Origin of the sequence: Sporosarcina sp. BI001-red (assembly GCF_003384035.1) — a bacterium.
Lineage (GTDB): Bacteria > Bacillota > Bacilli > Bacillales_A > Planococcaceae > Sporosarcina.
In genome coordinates this window covers 45,118-60,835 of the sequence record NZ_QQAK01000002.1, presented here as the reverse complement: position 1 = coordinate 60,835, position 15,718 = coordinate 45,118, and the positions used below count along the sequence as shown (strand labels likewise).

The window sequence follows — 15,718 nt, the reverse complement described above, 5'->3', positions numbered from 1 at the left end:
TTTTGAAGGATTTACAATACTTTATCTGGAAGTTTGATACACTTAAATTGAATGTGAATAGGGAAGGACAAATTATAATGAAACATAAAAAGAAAACAATGAAATACGTTGCAATAGTTTTTGTAGTAGTAGTTGCAATAGCACTCATTTTTCCCACATGGACATCAAATATAAAAGGTGATAATAGTATAAGTACATTAGAACAAGTGAAGATAAATGGCACAGATCATGAGATTATGATACGCGGAACTAACAAGAACAATCCAATCATAATTGTTGTACATGGAGGTCCTGGTTCCCCAGAAACACCGTACGCTGTTCAATATCAAGACTTATTGGAATCCAATTTCACGGTTGTTAATTACGATCAAAGAGCAAGTGGGAAGTCATTCCACTTTTTTGAAGATTACTCAAATTTAACAACTGATTTATTAGTTAATGATCTGTTGGCGTTGACTGATTATATATCAGAGCGCCTCGGAAAGGACAAAGTTATTCTAATGGGTCATTCATCTGGCACATACATTGGCATGCAAGCTGCCAATAAATCCCCTGAAAAATATGAAGCGTACGTTGGGATTGGGCAGATCAGCGATACAATAGTAAGTGAGAAAGAAGGTTTAACATACTGCATCACACAAGCTAAAAAAGCAGGAAATACTGATGACGTTGCATATCTACAAGGATTAACTGAGCAGATTGAAAATGGTGCTAGAGTTACCCCGAGAGAATATGTGATGAAGTACGGTGGTTCTACAAGAAGCATTGATAATCCCGATGGTGATATTATGGGGGCCTTATTTAGCAACGAATATAATTTGTTAGATGTCATTCGTTATAACTATGGTATGGGTTACTCGCAAGAGAAGTTGGTGAATCATATACTGGAAAACCCATTACCAAATATTGTGTCAAAAATTGATATACCATTATATTTTATCATGGGTAAATACGATTATATGACTTCAACTGATGCAGCAAAAAAATATTTTGATACGATTGCATCTAAGCAAAAGCATTTCATAACCTTCGAGAAATCTGCTCATTATCCGCAGCTTGAAGAAAAGGAAAAGTTTAATGAATGGATGTCAAATACATTCATTAATAAAAGTAAATAAGAAATGCTCTTGCGTTAATGGGTCATCTTCAAGTAATCGCATAAAAATTGAGTTCAACAGAATAACCAAAGAAAAGAAGTGTTGTTTTGGAACCGTTAAAATTTTAGAAATGGAGGTACTAGTCATAAAAAAGTTGCTTGTTCCAATTTTAATTGTATTCATTATCAGTTTAATGGGAGGAAGCTATTTTATCTTACGATTAGATGCAATTAGCAATTTGACAGTGATTTTATTAACGTTAAGTCTAATAATTCTTCCTCTATTTATGATTTACTGGTTATTTATCCGTCCAAGTTCAATGCCGAAGTTGTTAGCATATCTTGCTTTTATTATATGTTTGGGAGCGTCTTATTTAATAATCCCTTCTTCGCAAAAAGGATTCTTTAGTAAAATGATGGTTTGGCTTTTACTCGTCTTAGAAATCAGCGTTTTAATTGTAGTTATATATGGTATTTTTAAAAGTGTTAAAAGCTATAGAAGAAACAAGCAAGATGAGGATCATGATTTTCTAGATGTCATTAGAATGTCTCTTGAACCTAAACTAGGAAATGGTTTTGTTTTAGGGGCAATTTTAACGGAAATGAGTGTATTCTACTATTCCATTATAGGATGGTTTAGAAAGCCAACTGTGATTAAAAATGAAGATGCCTATTCTTATCATAAAACTTCACAGCTTAAAACAATGACCATCATATTTTCAATCTTAATAATACTGGAAGGTGCTTCTTTCCACTTTCTTATTCAGTCGTGGAGTGGTTTTGCTGCGTGGACTTTCACGGTATTTAATATCTATGCGTTGCTTTATATTATAGGATTATATAACTCCGTAAGATCCTTACCGCATATTATGACTTCTGATAAGGTCATTATTCGCTTTGGCTATCAAAGTAGTATTGAATTTGAAGTTAGTAATATTGAAGATATAAAGACCGCTAAAGAACAAGGTGGAATTGGAGAAAAGAAACCAAAAGATACATACTTTGCAATGTTGAATATGGATTCACCTCAATATGAAATATTTTTAAAAGAACCGGTCTTAATGAAAAGTTCATATGGGCGAAAAAAATATGTTAAAACGGTAGTATTCAGGACTGACGAACCAGCAAGAATGGTAGAAGATTTAAATTCAAATATTGAGTTTTTAAGTAATGGGTAAAAGATGATTGTTCAATTAATGTGTGCGACTATGAAACACTCAGCCTTTGCTTTTAAATGCTCTGTACATAGAAAACCAAGATTGATTTGTGGCTTGGGCACATTTTATTAGTTCGCAACCATTTTAAGAGGAGTTGCTTTACTTTGAAGATTCTTATGAAGAATAGGAATGCCAGATTGATTGTTTTTGAGGGTGAAGATCATATATCATTTATCACCGATAAAGTTAAAGCAACTAAACATAGCCACTATTACATTCAAATCACGATTGGTTTAAATCGGGTTTTCAACGTGGAGATAGAAGGCGTTAAAACAACCGTGCGAGGTTTGATCATTGACTCAAATGTTCCACACGAGTTGGATGGGAATGACCTTTGGCAATACTATATGTTGATTAACCCTGAGTCCAACTTCGGTTTGGAGGTTAAGAGACGTTTCTTAGGAGACAGCAATACCTATGAGTTGGATTATAAGTTAATTAAAAACATCATGAATCTGTTAATAAATATTGAATGCTCTGATACATATCATGTATTTATCAAACAAACAATGCGCGTCCTCGATATACCCTATAAGGATTATTATACGTTAGATAACAGGTGTGAAAATGTCATCAATCATATTAAACAAACCGCCTTGAATCAGCTTACAGTTCCTTCTCTCTCGCATCAGGTATTCCTTTCTGAAAGTCGTCTCTCACATCTATTTAAGGAGGAAGTGGGTATTTCCATTTCTAGCTATTTGATTCATGAAAAGATTAGAAAAGCCTTTCATCTCATATTTGAAGGAGACACCTTAACTAATGCTGCTATTGAAGCTGGTTTCAGCAGCTCTTCCCATTTCTCCCGGTGTGTTCGAGAAAAGCTTGGGATGTCGCCAAGCATGATCACAAAAGATAGCAGATATATGCAAGTTTGAATATCCTTTTCCACTTATACTTGAAAAAGTAACTATAGGAGGAATGGACGTGAAAAAACGTGTCGAAAAAACTGTTTGAAGTTATCATTATTGGTGCAGGTCAAGCTGGTATTGCTATGAGTTATCAATTAAAACAAAAAGGAATTGAAAATCATCTAATTATAGATACACAAAAACGTATTGGAGACTCTTGGCGTAATCGGTATAAATCACTTGTATTATTTACAACGAAGTCTTACTCAGTTCTCCCGGGTCTAAAAATGAAAGGTGATCCGAAGTCATATCTAACAAAAATTGAAATGGCTGATTATCTAGAGCGGTATGTAGCACACTTCAATTTACCATGCAGAATGAATACTATGGTTACTGGAATTGAAAAAAGGAATGACTATTTTAACATATATACGGATGATGAGAAGTTTCAATCAAGGAAAGTTATCGTAGCTTCAGGAGCTTTTCAAAAGCCATTTATACCACAAGTAATTAAGATTGAAGACAAAGCAGTATTAAATGTTCATTCTTCTTTATATATTGAACCGAAAACCCTCCGTAGTGGTTCTGTGTTAGTTGTGGGCGGTGGTAATTCAGGAGCACAAATTTCGGTAGAATTATCAACCGACAGAGAAGATGTTAGCCTTGCTATCTCATATGAACCCAAATTTTTACCCTTACGATTTCTAGGGAGAAGCATTTTTTATTGGTTGGAGAAATCACAACTTTTATATGCGGGCACAGATACAGTTAGAGGACGACAGTTTCAAAAAAGTAATGATCCCATCTTTGGAATGGAATTGAAGCGGGCCATCAAAGAACAAAAAGTGAAGATTAAACCTAGGGTAACTGAAGTCAAAGGAGACCAAGTGACCTTCTCTGATGGTAGTAAGATGAAAGTAAACAATATTATCTGGGCAACTGGTTTCGTTCCATCATATGAAATGATTCGTATTGAAGGAGCAATAGATAAAAAAGGTAGACCTGTACATAATCGAGGTGTAAGTCCAATTAATGGATTATATTATATAGGGTTACCATGGCAGTATAGTCGCGGTTCTGGTCTTGTTTGTGGCGTTGGAAGGGATGCTAAGTTTTTAGTAGATAAAGTACTCTAATCTATTAGAGTTTGGCGCGTAAACGTAATGAAAAGTGCTCCCTTTTATAAACAATCTGCCATTTAAATTGAAGGTAAGTTTAAACGTTTCTTTCTATCAAACCATATGTTGTGTTACATTTGAGAAGATTTGACTATATGTAGATAGGGGAGGCGAATCTTAAATGGAAGCGAAAGAATTTCAAAAGTGGGTTGCTGAATATTATAAGACAAGGGGATGGTCTGATTTAGATATATTCGTACGTATTGGTTTCTTGTCAGAAGAGACAGGAGAAGTAGCTAGAGCAATAAGAGCTCTTGAAATCGGACGAGATCGGCCAGACGAGCATCCAATTTCATTGACTGAAAGTAAGAGGAATTTAACAGAAGAACTCGGTGATGTAGTAGGTAATGTAGTTGTTATTGCAAATAAATATAATATCGATTTGGAAGAAATCTTCTTAGAGCATAAACATAAACTGACTAATAGATACCAATAACTTGGTAAACAGAGAGCAAAGAGGTGGCAAAATGGAAATTAAAAATCTTGCTGTATTTTGTGGGTCAAGTAAAGGGATAAATAGTGTTTACATAGAGCATGCAGAAAAGTTTGGAGAAGAATTAGCGAATAATGATAGAACTTTGATTTATGGTGGAGCCCAGGTAGGATGTATGGGCGCATTGGCTGATGCCACCCTAAATAGTGGGGGTAAGGTGATAGGAGTGATTCCTCAAAGACTAAAGGCTGTAGAGATTGCTCATGATCAATTAACGGAGCTGCATGTAGTTAATACAATGCACGAGCGTAAATCAAAAATGGCAGAATTAGCGGACGGATTTGTCGCTTTACCTGGGGGTGCTGGCACACTAGAAGAGTGGTTTGAAGTATTTACTTGGTCACAGCTAGGTGTTCATGCAAAGCCTTGTGGATTACTAAACATAAATAACTTTTTTGATCCGTTAATTGCCATGCTAGATCATACAATTGAACAGGGGTTTATGAATAAAGATTATCGAGAAATGATAATTATCTCCTCAGACCCAAAAGAGTTATTAGAAAAAATGGATGCTTATAGTCCGAGCTATGCCGTAAAATGGACTTAAATGATTTGTAATATATCGCAATAAACGAAAAAGTATGTATATAAAATTATGTAAAACCTCTCAATCATAAGGAAGATTGAGAGGTGTGTTGGTTGTTAACTAAACTGTTACCTTTTTACAGCGTGGATATAATAAATTGTTTCAAAGGCAAACAAATAACCTGAGCGATTACTAAAGTCTCTTCCATTTCATCATAAGCAAAACGAAACTTCATTTCCAGGTCGTCTAAAAACATCATGTCTCTTGATACTGTTTCATCCGCTGATACACAGCAAAGTTAAAAATAATTGTAATCGCGACTAGAACAACCATGGTGAGTATCATATTTTGCATGAAATTATCGAAGAAAAACTCTTTTTCCGTGCTCATTAATGTTAAAAAGTCTTTAACTGGATAATTATTGATTGGAAACAGATTTAGCAGGTGATAGATGGGCCCTCTTTTAATAAGTTGTGTCAATGCTTTCGGCAAAAGGAATAGGCCTAATGCGATGAGTAATGAACTGAACGGCGAACGTGTAGTAGAGGAGACATATAGTGTCAGCGCAACAATTGCCAGCAAGCCGATAAATTGAAGCGCAACCGCTAAACCAAATACGTGTAACTGATTGAGTTCAACTGGAAACTTAAACAGCTCCATTGAGACGTTTGTTTGAATACTTGTGTCCCACCCCGTGAAGCCGCCATTGTATATAAAAAATGCTCCTAGTGATAGTGCATGGATAGAAAGGAATACCAAAATTGAAAAGAACGTTGCCGCTATGATCTTGGCAATGGTCAATTGCTTTCTGCCAAGCTTTGTAGACAATAGTAACGGATTCATATTTCTTGACGTATCGCTTGAGAAAACGAGACAGCAAACTAAAATCACCAGAATACTTATGAGAAGAAATATCTGGCTTGTGACGTTATAAAGGTCCTTCCATGTCACAAAACTACCTACTTTTAAGGGCTCTAGAAATTCAGCAAAGCCGATTTCCTTTATCGATTTAATGCTGATTTGATCGATGGTTAATTTGTCACCTTGCTTCATTGCATTATTCATCTGGTCATAGACATCTTCTCCATTAGCGATAAATGTATTTGCAATTTCCCAGGAAAACAAGTCAAAGCTCCTGTTGTCCACGTTGTCGCTTTGATAGTGATCTATGTAATTGGTTAGAACTTCTTTTACTTTTTGATCATTAAACTCTCCGGTGCTTTTCTCTACGACCTGGTGATAATGTTCAACCCCATTACGGTCTATTCCATAAAGTTGCGCCTGATAGAAGCCAATGTACAATATTCCAGCTAACACAAGTAATGAAATGACTAGCGCACCAATAAATGTTTTATTTTGCTGTATTTTTTCCATTTCATACTTCACAATTGTTTTCATCGTCCCGCCTCCTCCCTAAAATAATATAAATACAGGTCTTCCAATGTTGGGTGCACTTGTTTCGCGTTAGGGGCAGGTTTTTCTATCGAAATAATTCGTAGGACTGTCCTGTTGCCCTCGTGTTTTTGGTTGCTGATCAAGTGATCCATCAACATTTGATCAAGCTTATCGTTTTCAACTTCAGTTTCCCATACGTACCCGCGAATGGTTTCGATCAACACGGAAGAAGGCCCTCTGTTTTCGAGAATCCCTTTATTTAGGACGAGAATTTCGTCAGCAATATATTCAATATCTGAAACAATATGTGTTGAAAGGATGACGATTTTATTTTTAGAGAAGGAGCTAATTAAATTCCTGAATCGTACGCGCTCTTTTGGATCCAAGCCAACGGTCGGTTCATCGAGTATCAATACTTCTGGATCATTGATCATTGCCTGCGCAATGCCTAGCCGTTGTTTCATGCCGCCAGAGTATTTTTTTATTTTTTTATTTTTCACGTCCTCTAAGCCGACTAATGTTAAAAGTTCCAGGCATCTTTTTTTTGCTAAGTTTTTATTGATCCCCTTAAGCGCAGCAATATATAACATGAACTTCATGCCTGTGAAATCAGGGTAATAGCTGAAATCCTGTGGTAAAAAGCCCAATACGGAACGGAACGCGTCTGAATTGGCTCTGATGTCCTCCCGATTGTGTGTAACTGTGCCGGTCGTTTGTTTGAGAACCCCGCTTATAATACGAAATAAAGTCGTCTTTCCTGACCCATTTGACCCGAGAAGACCATAAACACCAGGTACTAAACGAAATGAAACGTTATTCAGTGCAATTATGTCGTCATAGCTTTTCGTAACATTCTTCAATTCTAGTTCCATTAGTAATACGCCTCCCATTTCTTCGTCTTCATCATCTCCATTACGATCGCCCCTAAAAATACGGTGGATAACGTAAATGCGATTCCCCAATATGCCACTCCCAATTCATAAACGTTAAATGCGTTGATCAGAATAACGGTCCCCATGACAATAAGTCCTGAACCAATCCAAAAAATGAAGGAAGTTAGATTGTTTCTCCAGATTGTGAACAAGGAAAATAGAACGATGCACGTTATATTGAACGGAACCAACAAATATAAAATGATCTGCCAGAAGGGAATCGAAACGACACCTTGGCAGATAAGGGCAAGGCAGAGGATTAGACATAAATCAGCTACGCCGAAAATCAGCAGTTTGGTCATGGTGTGCTGGCGCAAATCATACTTCAGCGTCTGTTCTAATTCCCACATGCCTGTCGTAAAGCTTTGAAATAGTTCATTTATAAAGAAAAAGGCTGAAAAAATAATTGCTATCGTTACACATTGAATGATAAGTACAGACGGCTCTTTGCTAATCATCTTTGTGATGAAAAAAGCAGTTAAGAGGAGCAGTGAAAATTGGGTGAGCCAAGTGCGTATTCTCGTGAACCGTAAGGATGAACAGAAAAGGTTGAACAGAGAGTAGCGGAGAAGGTGGTTTTGATTGATTTTTTGCTTTCCTAAGTCAATGACTAGCTGCATCTGAACGTCGTCCGCTTTGATTTCATCGTGAGCTATTTTTTTGATCGTGTTGTTATCCATTCATAAACTCCTCTCTATCTAGTGATTTTTTCAACTTTTTCAACCCCTGATTAATCCTGGATTGAGACGTGGCAACCCCTACACCGATAATTTTAGCGATGTCTTTCACTTTTAAATCATGGTAATATTTCAGGATCAGCGCCTCCTTTTGAATATCTGGAAGTGTATTTAATGCGATTTGCAGCTGATTTGTATTTTCCTGCTTGATTAATTGATTGATTGCCATCTCTGAATCGGAATGTAATAGGGTTTCATCCAACTCAAACTGCGTGAGTTTCTTTTTATGGTAGTAGTTGTTGCATACATTGACGGCAATTGTAAATAAATAGTTGAAGAACTTTCCGCTAAACTTATAATTCTCCATGTTTTCGACCACTTTCAGAAAGATTTCCTGCGTTAAATCAGTGGCCAAAACTCGGTCCCCTAAACATCTCCGGACGCAAAACGAAAAGATTTGGTCATAATACTTCGTAACAAGAGTTTCCCACGCTTCTGTATCACCCGCCTTTATTTTGCGGATCAATATGTAATCTTCAATCGTCTTCACCTTTCATAACACGTCCTTACTTCTTCACAAGAAAAATACTCTTCACTATAGATTAACAAAGTTCTTTCAAAAATCATTTAACACCACTAAATAATTTTTCAAATGTTTAAAAATTTTTTTGTTAGTTGTAAACTTTCTTAAGGTCAAAGACTCTATAGTAGTGAAGGGTGTTAGAGAGGAGGAGCTATGGATTCAAAGTTTTTGTTGAAACTCTATAAAGAACAGGCAAAAATGATTTATTTTTATCTAAAGAAGAACGGTTGCAGCCATGAAGATGCAGAAGATATTGTTCAAGAAAGTTATATGAAATATATTGCTTATAGTAGCGGAGTTCCGTCCGACAAAGCCCTCTCCTATATTTTCACTGTTGCTTTGAATGAATTTAGAAAGAAATTGAAGAAAATGGAAAAGAACATGTGATTTCGATTGATGATCTTCATTTCTGGAATAACTTTGCAAATGACGAAGACACAGAGTCTAGTGTATTGCATATAGAAATGAATCAGGAAATCACTTGCACATTAGAACGTATGAAGGAAGTCTATAGGCAACTGCTTGTTTTGAAATACGAGCTGGAGCTTAGTTACAAAGACATTGCTCTATTATTAGGAATGAAAGTAGAAACGGTTAGAACTTATTTATTTCGGGCTAGAAAAGAATTTCAAGAGATGTGGAGGACTTTAAATGGATGAATTCACAGAGAACATTTTTGACGAGAAAAAGATAGAAAAGGCGATAAAAAAAGGAAAAAGGAAGACGATCTTAACGATTGTTTTCGTTGCTGTCATTGTATTTGTCAGTCTCAACATAGTTAACTTCGTTACCTACTCCTACTTTAGTCAAAAGGCGTTTAAGCAACGGGATGCATACGTCCGACTTAGTACTCCGAATGGTTATATTAGTGAAACTGTAGATACGAGCGGAATATTAGGAGGAGAGAGCCAATATAAAGTTTCTAAGGATATGAAAATGAAGTCGCTCGTGATCGAACAAAACCAATACAAATATGGTGTGATACCATCTACCTCAATTTCAAGAGGAGCTGGTGGCAGCATCGGGGTTACAGGAGAGGATTGGAAAATTACGTATAAGGAGAATGGTTGGCGTAATTTAATGTTTTTCCATCCGAACGTTACGTATCAAAAATATAAACATGATGAAGACCTACTTAATAAGATGGATGGAGATCGAATTTATGAAGTTGCCCTCTCTTTTGACAAGCCGTACAAACAGAGTGAACTCCCTTTGTATGAACTTCCAGCAATGACCTGGTTTTGGGTAAATACCTATAGTGCTAGCCAATTAGAAACATTCCAGCAAGAGGCGAAAGAAAATGATTGGTCCTCAACTTTTATAAGTGAGTACGAAGCGTTAGGTTTTTCTACAAATTCACCTGTTTTTTCAACGATTAAATTAGACCAAGAATATAAGGAGTTTTTAAAACTATTGCAAACGAGTGTGTCTCAAGAACATAGAAAGGTCTATGACACGATGAGAAATATAAATAGTGATGACATAGAAATTTTAGGAATCGTCATTTACGGTACAAAAGATGAGTTGGCAGAAATCATAAAGAAACCTATTGTTAAGGCTTCTTCCTTAGGAGGAGTAATTGACAATTATTAACCGGTTGAAGAAAAGAATTTAGTAATCGGGCTAACAACAGAACACGGCTTTCCGTCAACCAAATGTCGAATAGAAGAGGAGTAATCCATCTTAATATGCTGATTTATCAAGCGCTATAGAAAAAACTTTATAAGATCAAATGATTCAATGACTTTTATAAAGATGAAATTAGAACCTACTGAAGAAAGGTTCACTTCGACCAAAACAGATCACCAATGCAAAAAGAGCGAATTCGGGTTAGACACTAATCCGAATTCGCTCTTTTTACATTATCACTTACACATGTGTAGTGGCTGTTTGGAAAAACTCCTCATACAGTGAACGAAGAACAGCTGTTTCATCTTTTTTATGAACCCCGAACACGAGGCTGACCTCAGTAGACCCTTGGTTGATCATCTGAATGCTTGCACCAGTTTTCGCAATCGCTGTAGCAGCACGTGCCGTTAATCCGGTCGTATCCCGCATACGTTCCCCAACAAGAACCACCATCGAGTAATCGCGTCGGAAGTACGCATCGTCAGCTTCAAGTTCTTCTTTCACACGGTGTAAAATTCGTGTTTCTTTTTCTTCCGTCAAGAACATATCCCGAATAATTACGGACATGTTATCGATTCCTGAAGGCGTGTGCTCAAATGGAATTTCTTCTTCTTCCAAAATCTGAAGTAATCGTCGACCGAAGCCAATTTCAACGTTCATTAAGTATTTATCAACGAATAGTGTTGAGAATCCGTCATCCGCAGCGATTCCTACGACCGGGTTCGTACCGCACTCCCGCTCTTTCACAATCATCGTGCCACGAGCACGCGGATTATTCGTATTTTTAATGCATACCGGAATCGACCGCAAGAACGCAGGGCGCAACGCTTCATCGTGAAATACTGTGAAGCCTGCGTATGAAAGCTCACGCATTTCGCGGTACGTCATCGTATGGATTGCACACGGTTTGTCGACCACGTTCGGATTGGCAGAAAACACCGAATCGACATCGGTAAAGTTCTCATACAGTTCAGCCCTAGTTGCTGCAGCGAGAAGGGAACCTGTGATGTCTGAGCCGCCACGATTGAATGTGCGAAGTGTTCCGTCTTTTGTATAGCCAAAGAATCCTGGGAACACGACAATGCCAGGTCTATTCCGTAATTCAGCAAGGAGTTCCTCACCCTCAGGAAGCGCCTGCACCCGTTGTGGACGTTCATTGACCAACAGACCGCCTTCTTTCGGACAGACGTAGGTCGCTTCCATACCAATCGACTGCAAGTACGCTGCAATGAGTTTCGCGTTGTTGTCTTCACCTGATGCTTTTAGGCTATCCATGAAAAGAATTGGATCTTCCTTGTCCAAAGAGAGTCGTTCACGTAAGTCTTTTTCAATCACAGTATTCATCGAGCCATCGAGCCCCAGCTCTTTTGATATCTCTTCGTAGCGAGCAAGGACTTGTCGAAGTTCTGGTTCTGCATCTTGCCCAATCAAGGCCTTTTCTGCAAGAAGTATGAGCAGATCCGTCACTTTGGTATCGTCACTGTGACGTTTGCCTGGAGCGGAAACGACAATAATTTTTCGGGATGAATCGGAATGGATAATGTTTGCTACTTTTTTGATTTGTTGAGCCGATGCAACAGACGTTCCGCCAAATTTACAAACTTTCATTTAACCAGATCCAATCTTTAATTAATTGTGACTTGTGTGATATATTGAATAACAATAACATGATAGGGTTGTTCTGTGAAGACTTTATCTTTATACTGTCTCTATGGAAAGAACATTTGTTGTTTCGTAGTGTACATATAGTGGGAGGAATCGTCAAATGAGAAAAGAAATCGGAATTGGCTTATTAGGTTTCGGGATTGTAGGAAGCGGCGTTGCTAAAATTTTGCACAACCACCAGGATGACTTGCAACATAAGCTTGGCGTACCTGTACGCATTAAGCGTGTGTTGATAAAAGATAAAACTAAAGAACGGGATACAGAATTGCCGAAAGAGGCGTTCACGGACCAACTAGACAACTTGCTGAATGACGACACAATCGATTTCATCGTCGAAGTGTTTGGAGGAACGGATGACGCGAAAACAGCTATAGAACGTTCTTTAAAAGCGGGAAAAGGTGTTGTCACAGCCAACAAAGATGTCATGGCAGTCTATGGAAAAGAGTTACTCACGTTAGCCGATGAAAACAGTTGTGATTTGTTCTACGAGGCGAGTGTGGGTGGAGGGATTCCACTAATTCGTACACTTGAAGATGGGCTTGCTTCTGATCGAATAACATCGCTGTTAGGTATTGTGAACGGGACCACGAACTTCATCCTCACGAAGATGAAGGAAGAAAAGAAAACGTATGAAGACGCACTTGCTGAAGCAACAGTTCTTGGCTACGCAGAAGCGGACCCATCTGCCGATGTAGACGGCATTGACGCTGCCCGTAAGATGGCGATCCTCGCGTCGCTATCATTTTCGACAGAAGTGCATCTTGATGATGTATACGTGCGTGGACTACGTGTCATTGAAGACGGAGATCTCGAACTTGCAGAGCAGTTCGGCTATACCATTAAGATGGCAGGATCTGCGAAGAAGGATGAAAACGGTATAGAAGTGGCGGTTGAACCTGTATTCATCAAAAACGAACACCCACTGGCTTCTGTCAACAACGAGTTCAACGCAGTCTATGTTTATGGAGATGCAGTCGGGGAAACGATGTTCTATGGACCCGGTGCTGGTTCGTTGCCGACTGCAACGTCTGTTACCTCAGATATCGTAGCGGCTTGCAGGAATCTATTGCTTGGAGTGAATGGTAAACGAATTCATTCCTACCAGTATGAGCGCAAAGTGAAGTCAGATGATCAGAAGTTTGCAAGCTATTTCTACCGAATTTCCGTTCAGGATGAAATTGGCGTGCTGTCTCGTTTGTCTTCTATATACAGCCACAATAAGGCGAGCTTGGCAACGGTGATTCAACATGCAGATCCAAAGCGCGAAGATGCGGATTTAATCTTCATTACACATGCGATTTCCAGGGACCAACATTTGAAAGTCATCGAAGAATTGAAAGTGGCACCGGAAGTGAATTGCGTACTAAGCCACTATCGAGTAGAGGGGGAATGACCGATGAGACGATGGAATGGACTAATAGAAGAGTATCGGGAATGGCTTCCTGTAACGGAGCAAACACCTGATTTAACACTACAAGAAGGGAATACGCCACTCATTCACTTAAAAAACTTATCTGAACAGTGGGGTGTGAACTTATATGTAAAAACGGAGGGTGCCAACCCAACGGGATCGTTTAAAGACCGTGGGATGGTAATGGCTGTTGCAAAAGCGAAAGAAGAAGGAAAAACAACACTTATTTGTGCGTCAACGGGCAATACATCAGCATCAGCGGCGGCCTATGGTGCACGCGCAGGGATGCGTACAATTGTCGTCATTCCGGCAGGCAGAATTGCGCTTGGGAAATTGGCGCAAGCGAAGATGTATGGCGCTGAGATTCTTGAAATCGAAGGGAACTTTGACGAAGCGTTGCAAATGGTACGAGAAGCTGGCGGAGGCGATATTGCCCTTGTCAATTCAGTCAATCCGTATCGTTTAGAAGGTCAAAAAACGATTGCATTTGAGACAATTGAACAGCTAGGCTGCGTACCGGACATTTTTGCGTTACCAGTTGGAAACGCCGGCAACATATCAGCTGCTTGGAAAGGCTTTACAGAGTATGCGGAGAAAAAAGGTGGAGACAAGCCACGATTGTTAGGTGTACAAGCGGATGGTGCTGCACCGATTGTTTACGGTCGTGTGTTTAAAGAGCCTGAAACGGTTGCGACTGCCATTCGCATTGGTAATCCAGCTAGCTGGCACTTAGCAGAAACAGCTTTGTCGGAATCAGGTGGTCATATTTTATCGGTAACAGATGAAGAGATTCTTGAAGCGTACAGCCTGCTTGCGTCAACGGACGGTGTATTTGCAGAGCCCGCTTCATGCGCAACGATTGCAGGACTGAAAAAGCGTATCGATGCGGGAGAAATTAAGAAAGGAACGACGATTGTGGGTGTCTTGACGGGGAATGGATTAAAAGATCCTGAAACCGCAATTCGCGTTAATGATGGGAAGCCATTCATGACACGTGCAGAATTCGAAGCATTCGCAGCTGGCTTAAAAAAGGAGGCGAAGTAAATGGGCAGTACTCCTTTTACCGTGACTGTTCCAGCAACGACTGCAAATCTTGGGCCAGGCTTTGACAGTATCGGCATGGCGCTGTCGTTATATATGACAGTGAATGTAGAACCCGCAGAACGATGGACGGTGGTCTATGAAGACCAAGAGATGAAGGGACTTCCAACTGATGAAGACAATCTAATCGTACAAACCATACAAAGGGTGGTACGTCGTACGGGTAGCGAAACGATTCCCTGCACTTTACGTGTGAAGTCTGATATCCCTTTAGGTAAAGGACTCGGTAGTAGTGCCGCAGCAATTGCGGCAGGGGTTGAGATCGCGGACCATCTCCATGGATTGAAGCTGAATCAGAAAGAGAAGATGTGGTTCGGCGTAGGCATCGAAGGTCATGCCGATAACGTGACAGCTGCGATTGCCGGTGGGGTGACGATTTCTTTTTACGACCATTCATCACTAGAAGTCATGAAGTTCGATGCACCACCAATTGGCGCAGTAGTACTCGTCCCCCCCGTTGAGATGAAAACCGGCGACTCTCGTGGACTCCTTCCTAGTCATTTGGACCATAACAAAGCAACTGAAGGAAGTGCTGCAAGTAGTCTGATGGCGGCAGCTCTTGCTAAAGGGGAATGGTCACTAGTTGGCCGCATGATGGATCACGACATCTTCCATGAGCCATACCGTAAAAAGATGTTTCCAGACTTCGATGCAGTCCGAGAAGAGAGTCACGCGCATGGCGCGTACGGCATGACATTGAGTGGCGCAGGTCCTTCACTGTTTGTTGCGGTACATGAGGGGCGTGAAGAAGAGGCGGCCCGTCTGCTTGAAGAGAAATTTCCCTACTACACATGTATTGCCGTTACACCAGTAGCGGAAGGTGCAACGGTAGTTGAATCACGATGAAAACAGAGGACACATTTGCTTCATGCATTTGTGTCCTCTGTTTTTTTGTGTCTAATAAGGTCCTCCCTAAAAATCAAGTCCGTTCTTATCTCATTCCTCTATTTATCTGCAGGAACTT

Annotated in this window: 17 protein-coding genes; 12 read left to right on the top strand and 5 right to left on the bottom strand. The window is 39.3% G+C overall.

All coding sequences use genetic code 11. The annotated features are described in order from the left end of the window. The first annotated feature begins 77 nt into the window (after positions 1 to 77). From DVB69_RS00790 to DVB69_RS00765, 6 genes are all read left to right on the top strand, one after another. The gene (locus tag DVB69_RS00790; RefSeq protein WP_116015632.1) at positions 78 to 1,118 is read left to right on the top strand and encodes an alpha/beta fold hydrolase; all 1,041 of its coding nucleotides are present in this window, start codon (positions 78 to 80) and stop codon (positions 1,116 to 1,118) included. Then, a complete protein-coding gene (locus tag DVB69_RS00785; RefSeq protein ID WP_116015596.1) occupies positions 1,078 to 2,274 on the top strand; it encodes a hypothetical protein in 1,197 nt (398 codons plus the stop codon). The genes DVB69_RS00790 and DVB69_RS00785 overlap by 41 nt, the downstream gene beginning before the upstream one ends. 143 nt (positions 2,275 to 2,417) lie before the next feature. Beyond that, positions 2,418 to 3,191 carry an AraC family transcriptional regulator gene (locus DVB69_RS00780; RefSeq protein ID WP_233505290.1) on the top strand — a complete coding sequence of 258 codons (774 nt, stop codon included), beginning with the start codon at positions 2,418 to 2,420 and terminating at the stop codon, positions 3,189 to 3,191. Positions 3,192 to 3,250: 59 nt separating this feature from the next. Beyond that, a complete protein-coding gene (locus DVB69_RS00775) occupies positions 3,251 to 4,300 on the top strand; it encodes a flavin-containing monooxygenase (protein ID WP_255415289.1) in 1,050 nt (349 codons plus the stop codon). A 163-nt stretch (positions 4,301 to 4,463) separates the two neighbouring features. Continuing rightward, positions 4,464 to 4,778, top strand: coding sequence for a MazG nucleotide pyrophosphohydrolase domain-containing protein (locus DVB69_RS00770; RefSeq protein WP_116015594.1), 315 nt, complete (start codon positions 4,464 to 4,466; stop codon positions 4,776 to 4,778). A gap of 37 nt (positions 4,779 to 4,815) precedes the next feature. Continuing rightward, entirely contained in the window at positions 4,816 to 5,382 is a 567-nt protein-coding gene (locus DVB69_RS00765) for an LOG family protein (protein WP_116015626.1), read from the top strand. Positions 5,383 to 5,616: 234 nt separating this feature from the next. Here DVB69_RS00765 and DVB69_RS00760 read toward each other — a convergent pair whose 3' ends face one another. From DVB69_RS00760 to DVB69_RS00745, 4 genes are read right to left on the bottom strand one after another with little or no spacing between them, the layout of a single operon-like run. Beyond that, complete coding sequence (locus DVB69_RS00760; protein ID WP_116015592.1) at positions 5,617 to 6,759, bottom strand: ABC transporter permease subunit; 1,143 nt, start codon at positions 6,757 to 6,759, stop codon at positions 5,617 to 5,619. Then, positions 6,756 to 7,718, bottom strand: coding sequence for an ABC transporter ATP-binding protein (locus DVB69_RS00755; RefSeq protein WP_233505289.1), 963 nt, complete (start codon positions 7,716 to 7,718; stop codon positions 6,756 to 6,758). Before DVB69_RS00755 ends, DVB69_RS00760 begins: the two co-directional genes overlap by 4 nt. Next, positions 7,628 to 8,368, bottom strand: a complete 741-nt coding sequence (locus DVB69_RS00750) for a hypothetical protein (RefSeq protein ID WP_116015588.1) — start codon at positions 8,366 to 8,368, stop codon at positions 7,628 to 7,630. Before DVB69_RS00750 ends, DVB69_RS00755 begins: the two co-directional genes overlap by 91 nt. Further along, a complete protein-coding gene (locus tag DVB69_RS00745) occupies positions 8,361 to 8,915 on the bottom strand; it encodes an RNA polymerase sigma factor (protein WP_116015586.1) in 555 nt (184 codons plus the stop codon). Before DVB69_RS00745 ends, DVB69_RS00750 begins: the two co-directional genes overlap by 8 nt. A 186-nt stretch (positions 8,916 to 9,101) precedes the next feature. Between DVB69_RS00745 and DVB69_RS17760 the strand changes: the two genes are divergently transcribed. From DVB69_RS17760 to DVB69_RS00735, 3 genes are read left to right on the top strand one after another with little or no spacing between them, the layout of a single operon-like run. Next, positions 9,102 to 9,335: an RNA polymerase sigma factor gene (locus DVB69_RS17760; RefSeq protein WP_233505288.1), complete on the top strand. Its 234-nt coding sequence runs from the start codon at positions 9,102 to 9,104 to the stop codon at positions 9,333 to 9,335. Beyond that, on the top strand, positions 9,332 to 9,607 hold the full coding sequence (locus DVB69_RS17755) for a sigma-70 family RNA polymerase sigma factor (protein ID WP_233505287.1): 276 nt from the start codon (positions 9,332 to 9,334) through the stop codon (positions 9,605 to 9,607). Before DVB69_RS17760 ends, DVB69_RS17755 begins: the two co-directional genes overlap by 4 nt. Then, positions 9,600 to 10,541: an anti sigma factor C-terminal domain-containing protein gene (locus DVB69_RS00735; protein ID WP_116015584.1), complete on the top strand. Its 942-nt coding sequence runs from the start codon at positions 9,600 to 9,602 to the stop codon at positions 10,539 to 10,541. Before DVB69_RS17755 ends, DVB69_RS00735 begins: the two co-directional genes overlap by 8 nt. Positions 10,542 to 10,817: 276 nt before the next feature. On the opposite strand, the gene DVB69_RS00730 is transcribed toward DVB69_RS00735, so the two are convergent. Further along, complete coding sequence (locus tag DVB69_RS00730) at positions 10,818 to 12,185, bottom strand: aspartate kinase (RefSeq protein WP_116015582.1); 1,368 nt, start codon at positions 12,183 to 12,185, stop codon at positions 10,818 to 10,820. A gap of 157 nt (positions 12,186 to 12,342) precedes the next feature. Here DVB69_RS00730 and DVB69_RS00725 point away from each other — a divergent pair, with 157 nt between their 5' ends. The 3 genes from DVB69_RS00725 to thrB are packed head-to-tail and all read left to right on the top strand — an operon-like array spanning position 12,343 to position 15,600. After that, positions 12,343 to 13,635, top strand: coding sequence for a homoserine dehydrogenase (locus DVB69_RS00725; RefSeq protein WP_116015580.1), 1,293 nt, complete (start codon positions 12,343 to 12,345; stop codon positions 13,633 to 13,635). Positions 13,636 to 13,638: 3 nt separating this feature from the next. Further along, complete coding sequence (gene thrC, locus DVB69_RS00720) at positions 13,639 to 14,697, top strand: threonine synthase (RefSeq protein WP_116015578.1); 1,059 nt, start codon at positions 13,639 to 13,641, stop codon at positions 14,695 to 14,697. After that, on the top strand, positions 14,698 to 15,600 hold the full coding sequence (gene thrB, locus DVB69_RS00715; protein WP_116015576.1) for a homoserine kinase: 903 nt from the start codon (positions 14,698 to 14,700) through the stop codon (positions 15,598 to 15,600). Positions 15,601 to 15,718: the final 118 nt, after the last annotated feature.

Excerpts from the sequence above, each read along its gene's own strand:
- DVB69_RS17760 (WP_233505288.1), top strand. The coding sequence starts at position 9,102 with ATGGATTCAAAGTTTTTGTTGAAACTCTATAAAGAACAGGCAAAAATG.
- DVB69_RS00760 (WP_116015592.1), bottom strand. The coding sequence starts at position 6,759 with ATGAAAACAATTGTGAAGTATGAAATGGAAAAAATACAGCAAAATAAA.
- DVB69_RS00735 (WP_116015584.1), top strand. The coding sequence starts at position 9,600 with ATGGATGAATTCACAGAGAACATTTTTGACGAGAAAAAGATAGAAAAG.
- DVB69_RS00790 (WP_116015632.1), top strand. The coding sequence starts at position 78 with ATGAAACATAAAAAGAAAACAATGAAATACGTTGCAATAGTTTTTGTA.
- thrC (WP_116015578.1), top strand. The coding sequence starts at position 13,639 with ATGAGACGATGGAATGGACTAATAGAAGAGTATCGGGAATGGCTTCCT.
- DVB69_RS00750 (WP_116015588.1), bottom strand. The coding sequence starts at position 8,368 with ATGGATAACAACACGATCAAAAAAATAGCTCACGATGAAATCAAAGCG.
- DVB69_RS00770 (WP_116015594.1), top strand. The coding sequence starts at position 4,464 with ATGGAAGCGAAAGAATTTCAAAAGTGGGTTGCTGAATATTATAAGACA.
- DVB69_RS00785 (WP_116015596.1), top strand. The coding sequence starts at position 1,078 with ATGAATGGATGTCAAATACATTCATTAATAAAAGTAAATAAGAAATGC.
- DVB69_RS00725 (WP_116015580.1), top strand. The coding sequence starts at position 12,343 with ATGAGAAAAGAAATCGGAATTGGCTTATTAGGTTTCGGGATTGTAGGA.
- thrB (WP_116015576.1), top strand. The coding sequence starts at position 14,698 with ATGGGCAGTACTCCTTTTACCGTGACTGTTCCAGCAACGACTGCAAAT.
- DVB69_RS00730 (WP_116015582.1), bottom strand. The coding sequence starts at position 12,185 with ATGAAAGTTTGTAAATTTGGCGGAACGTCTGTTGCATCGGCTCAACAA.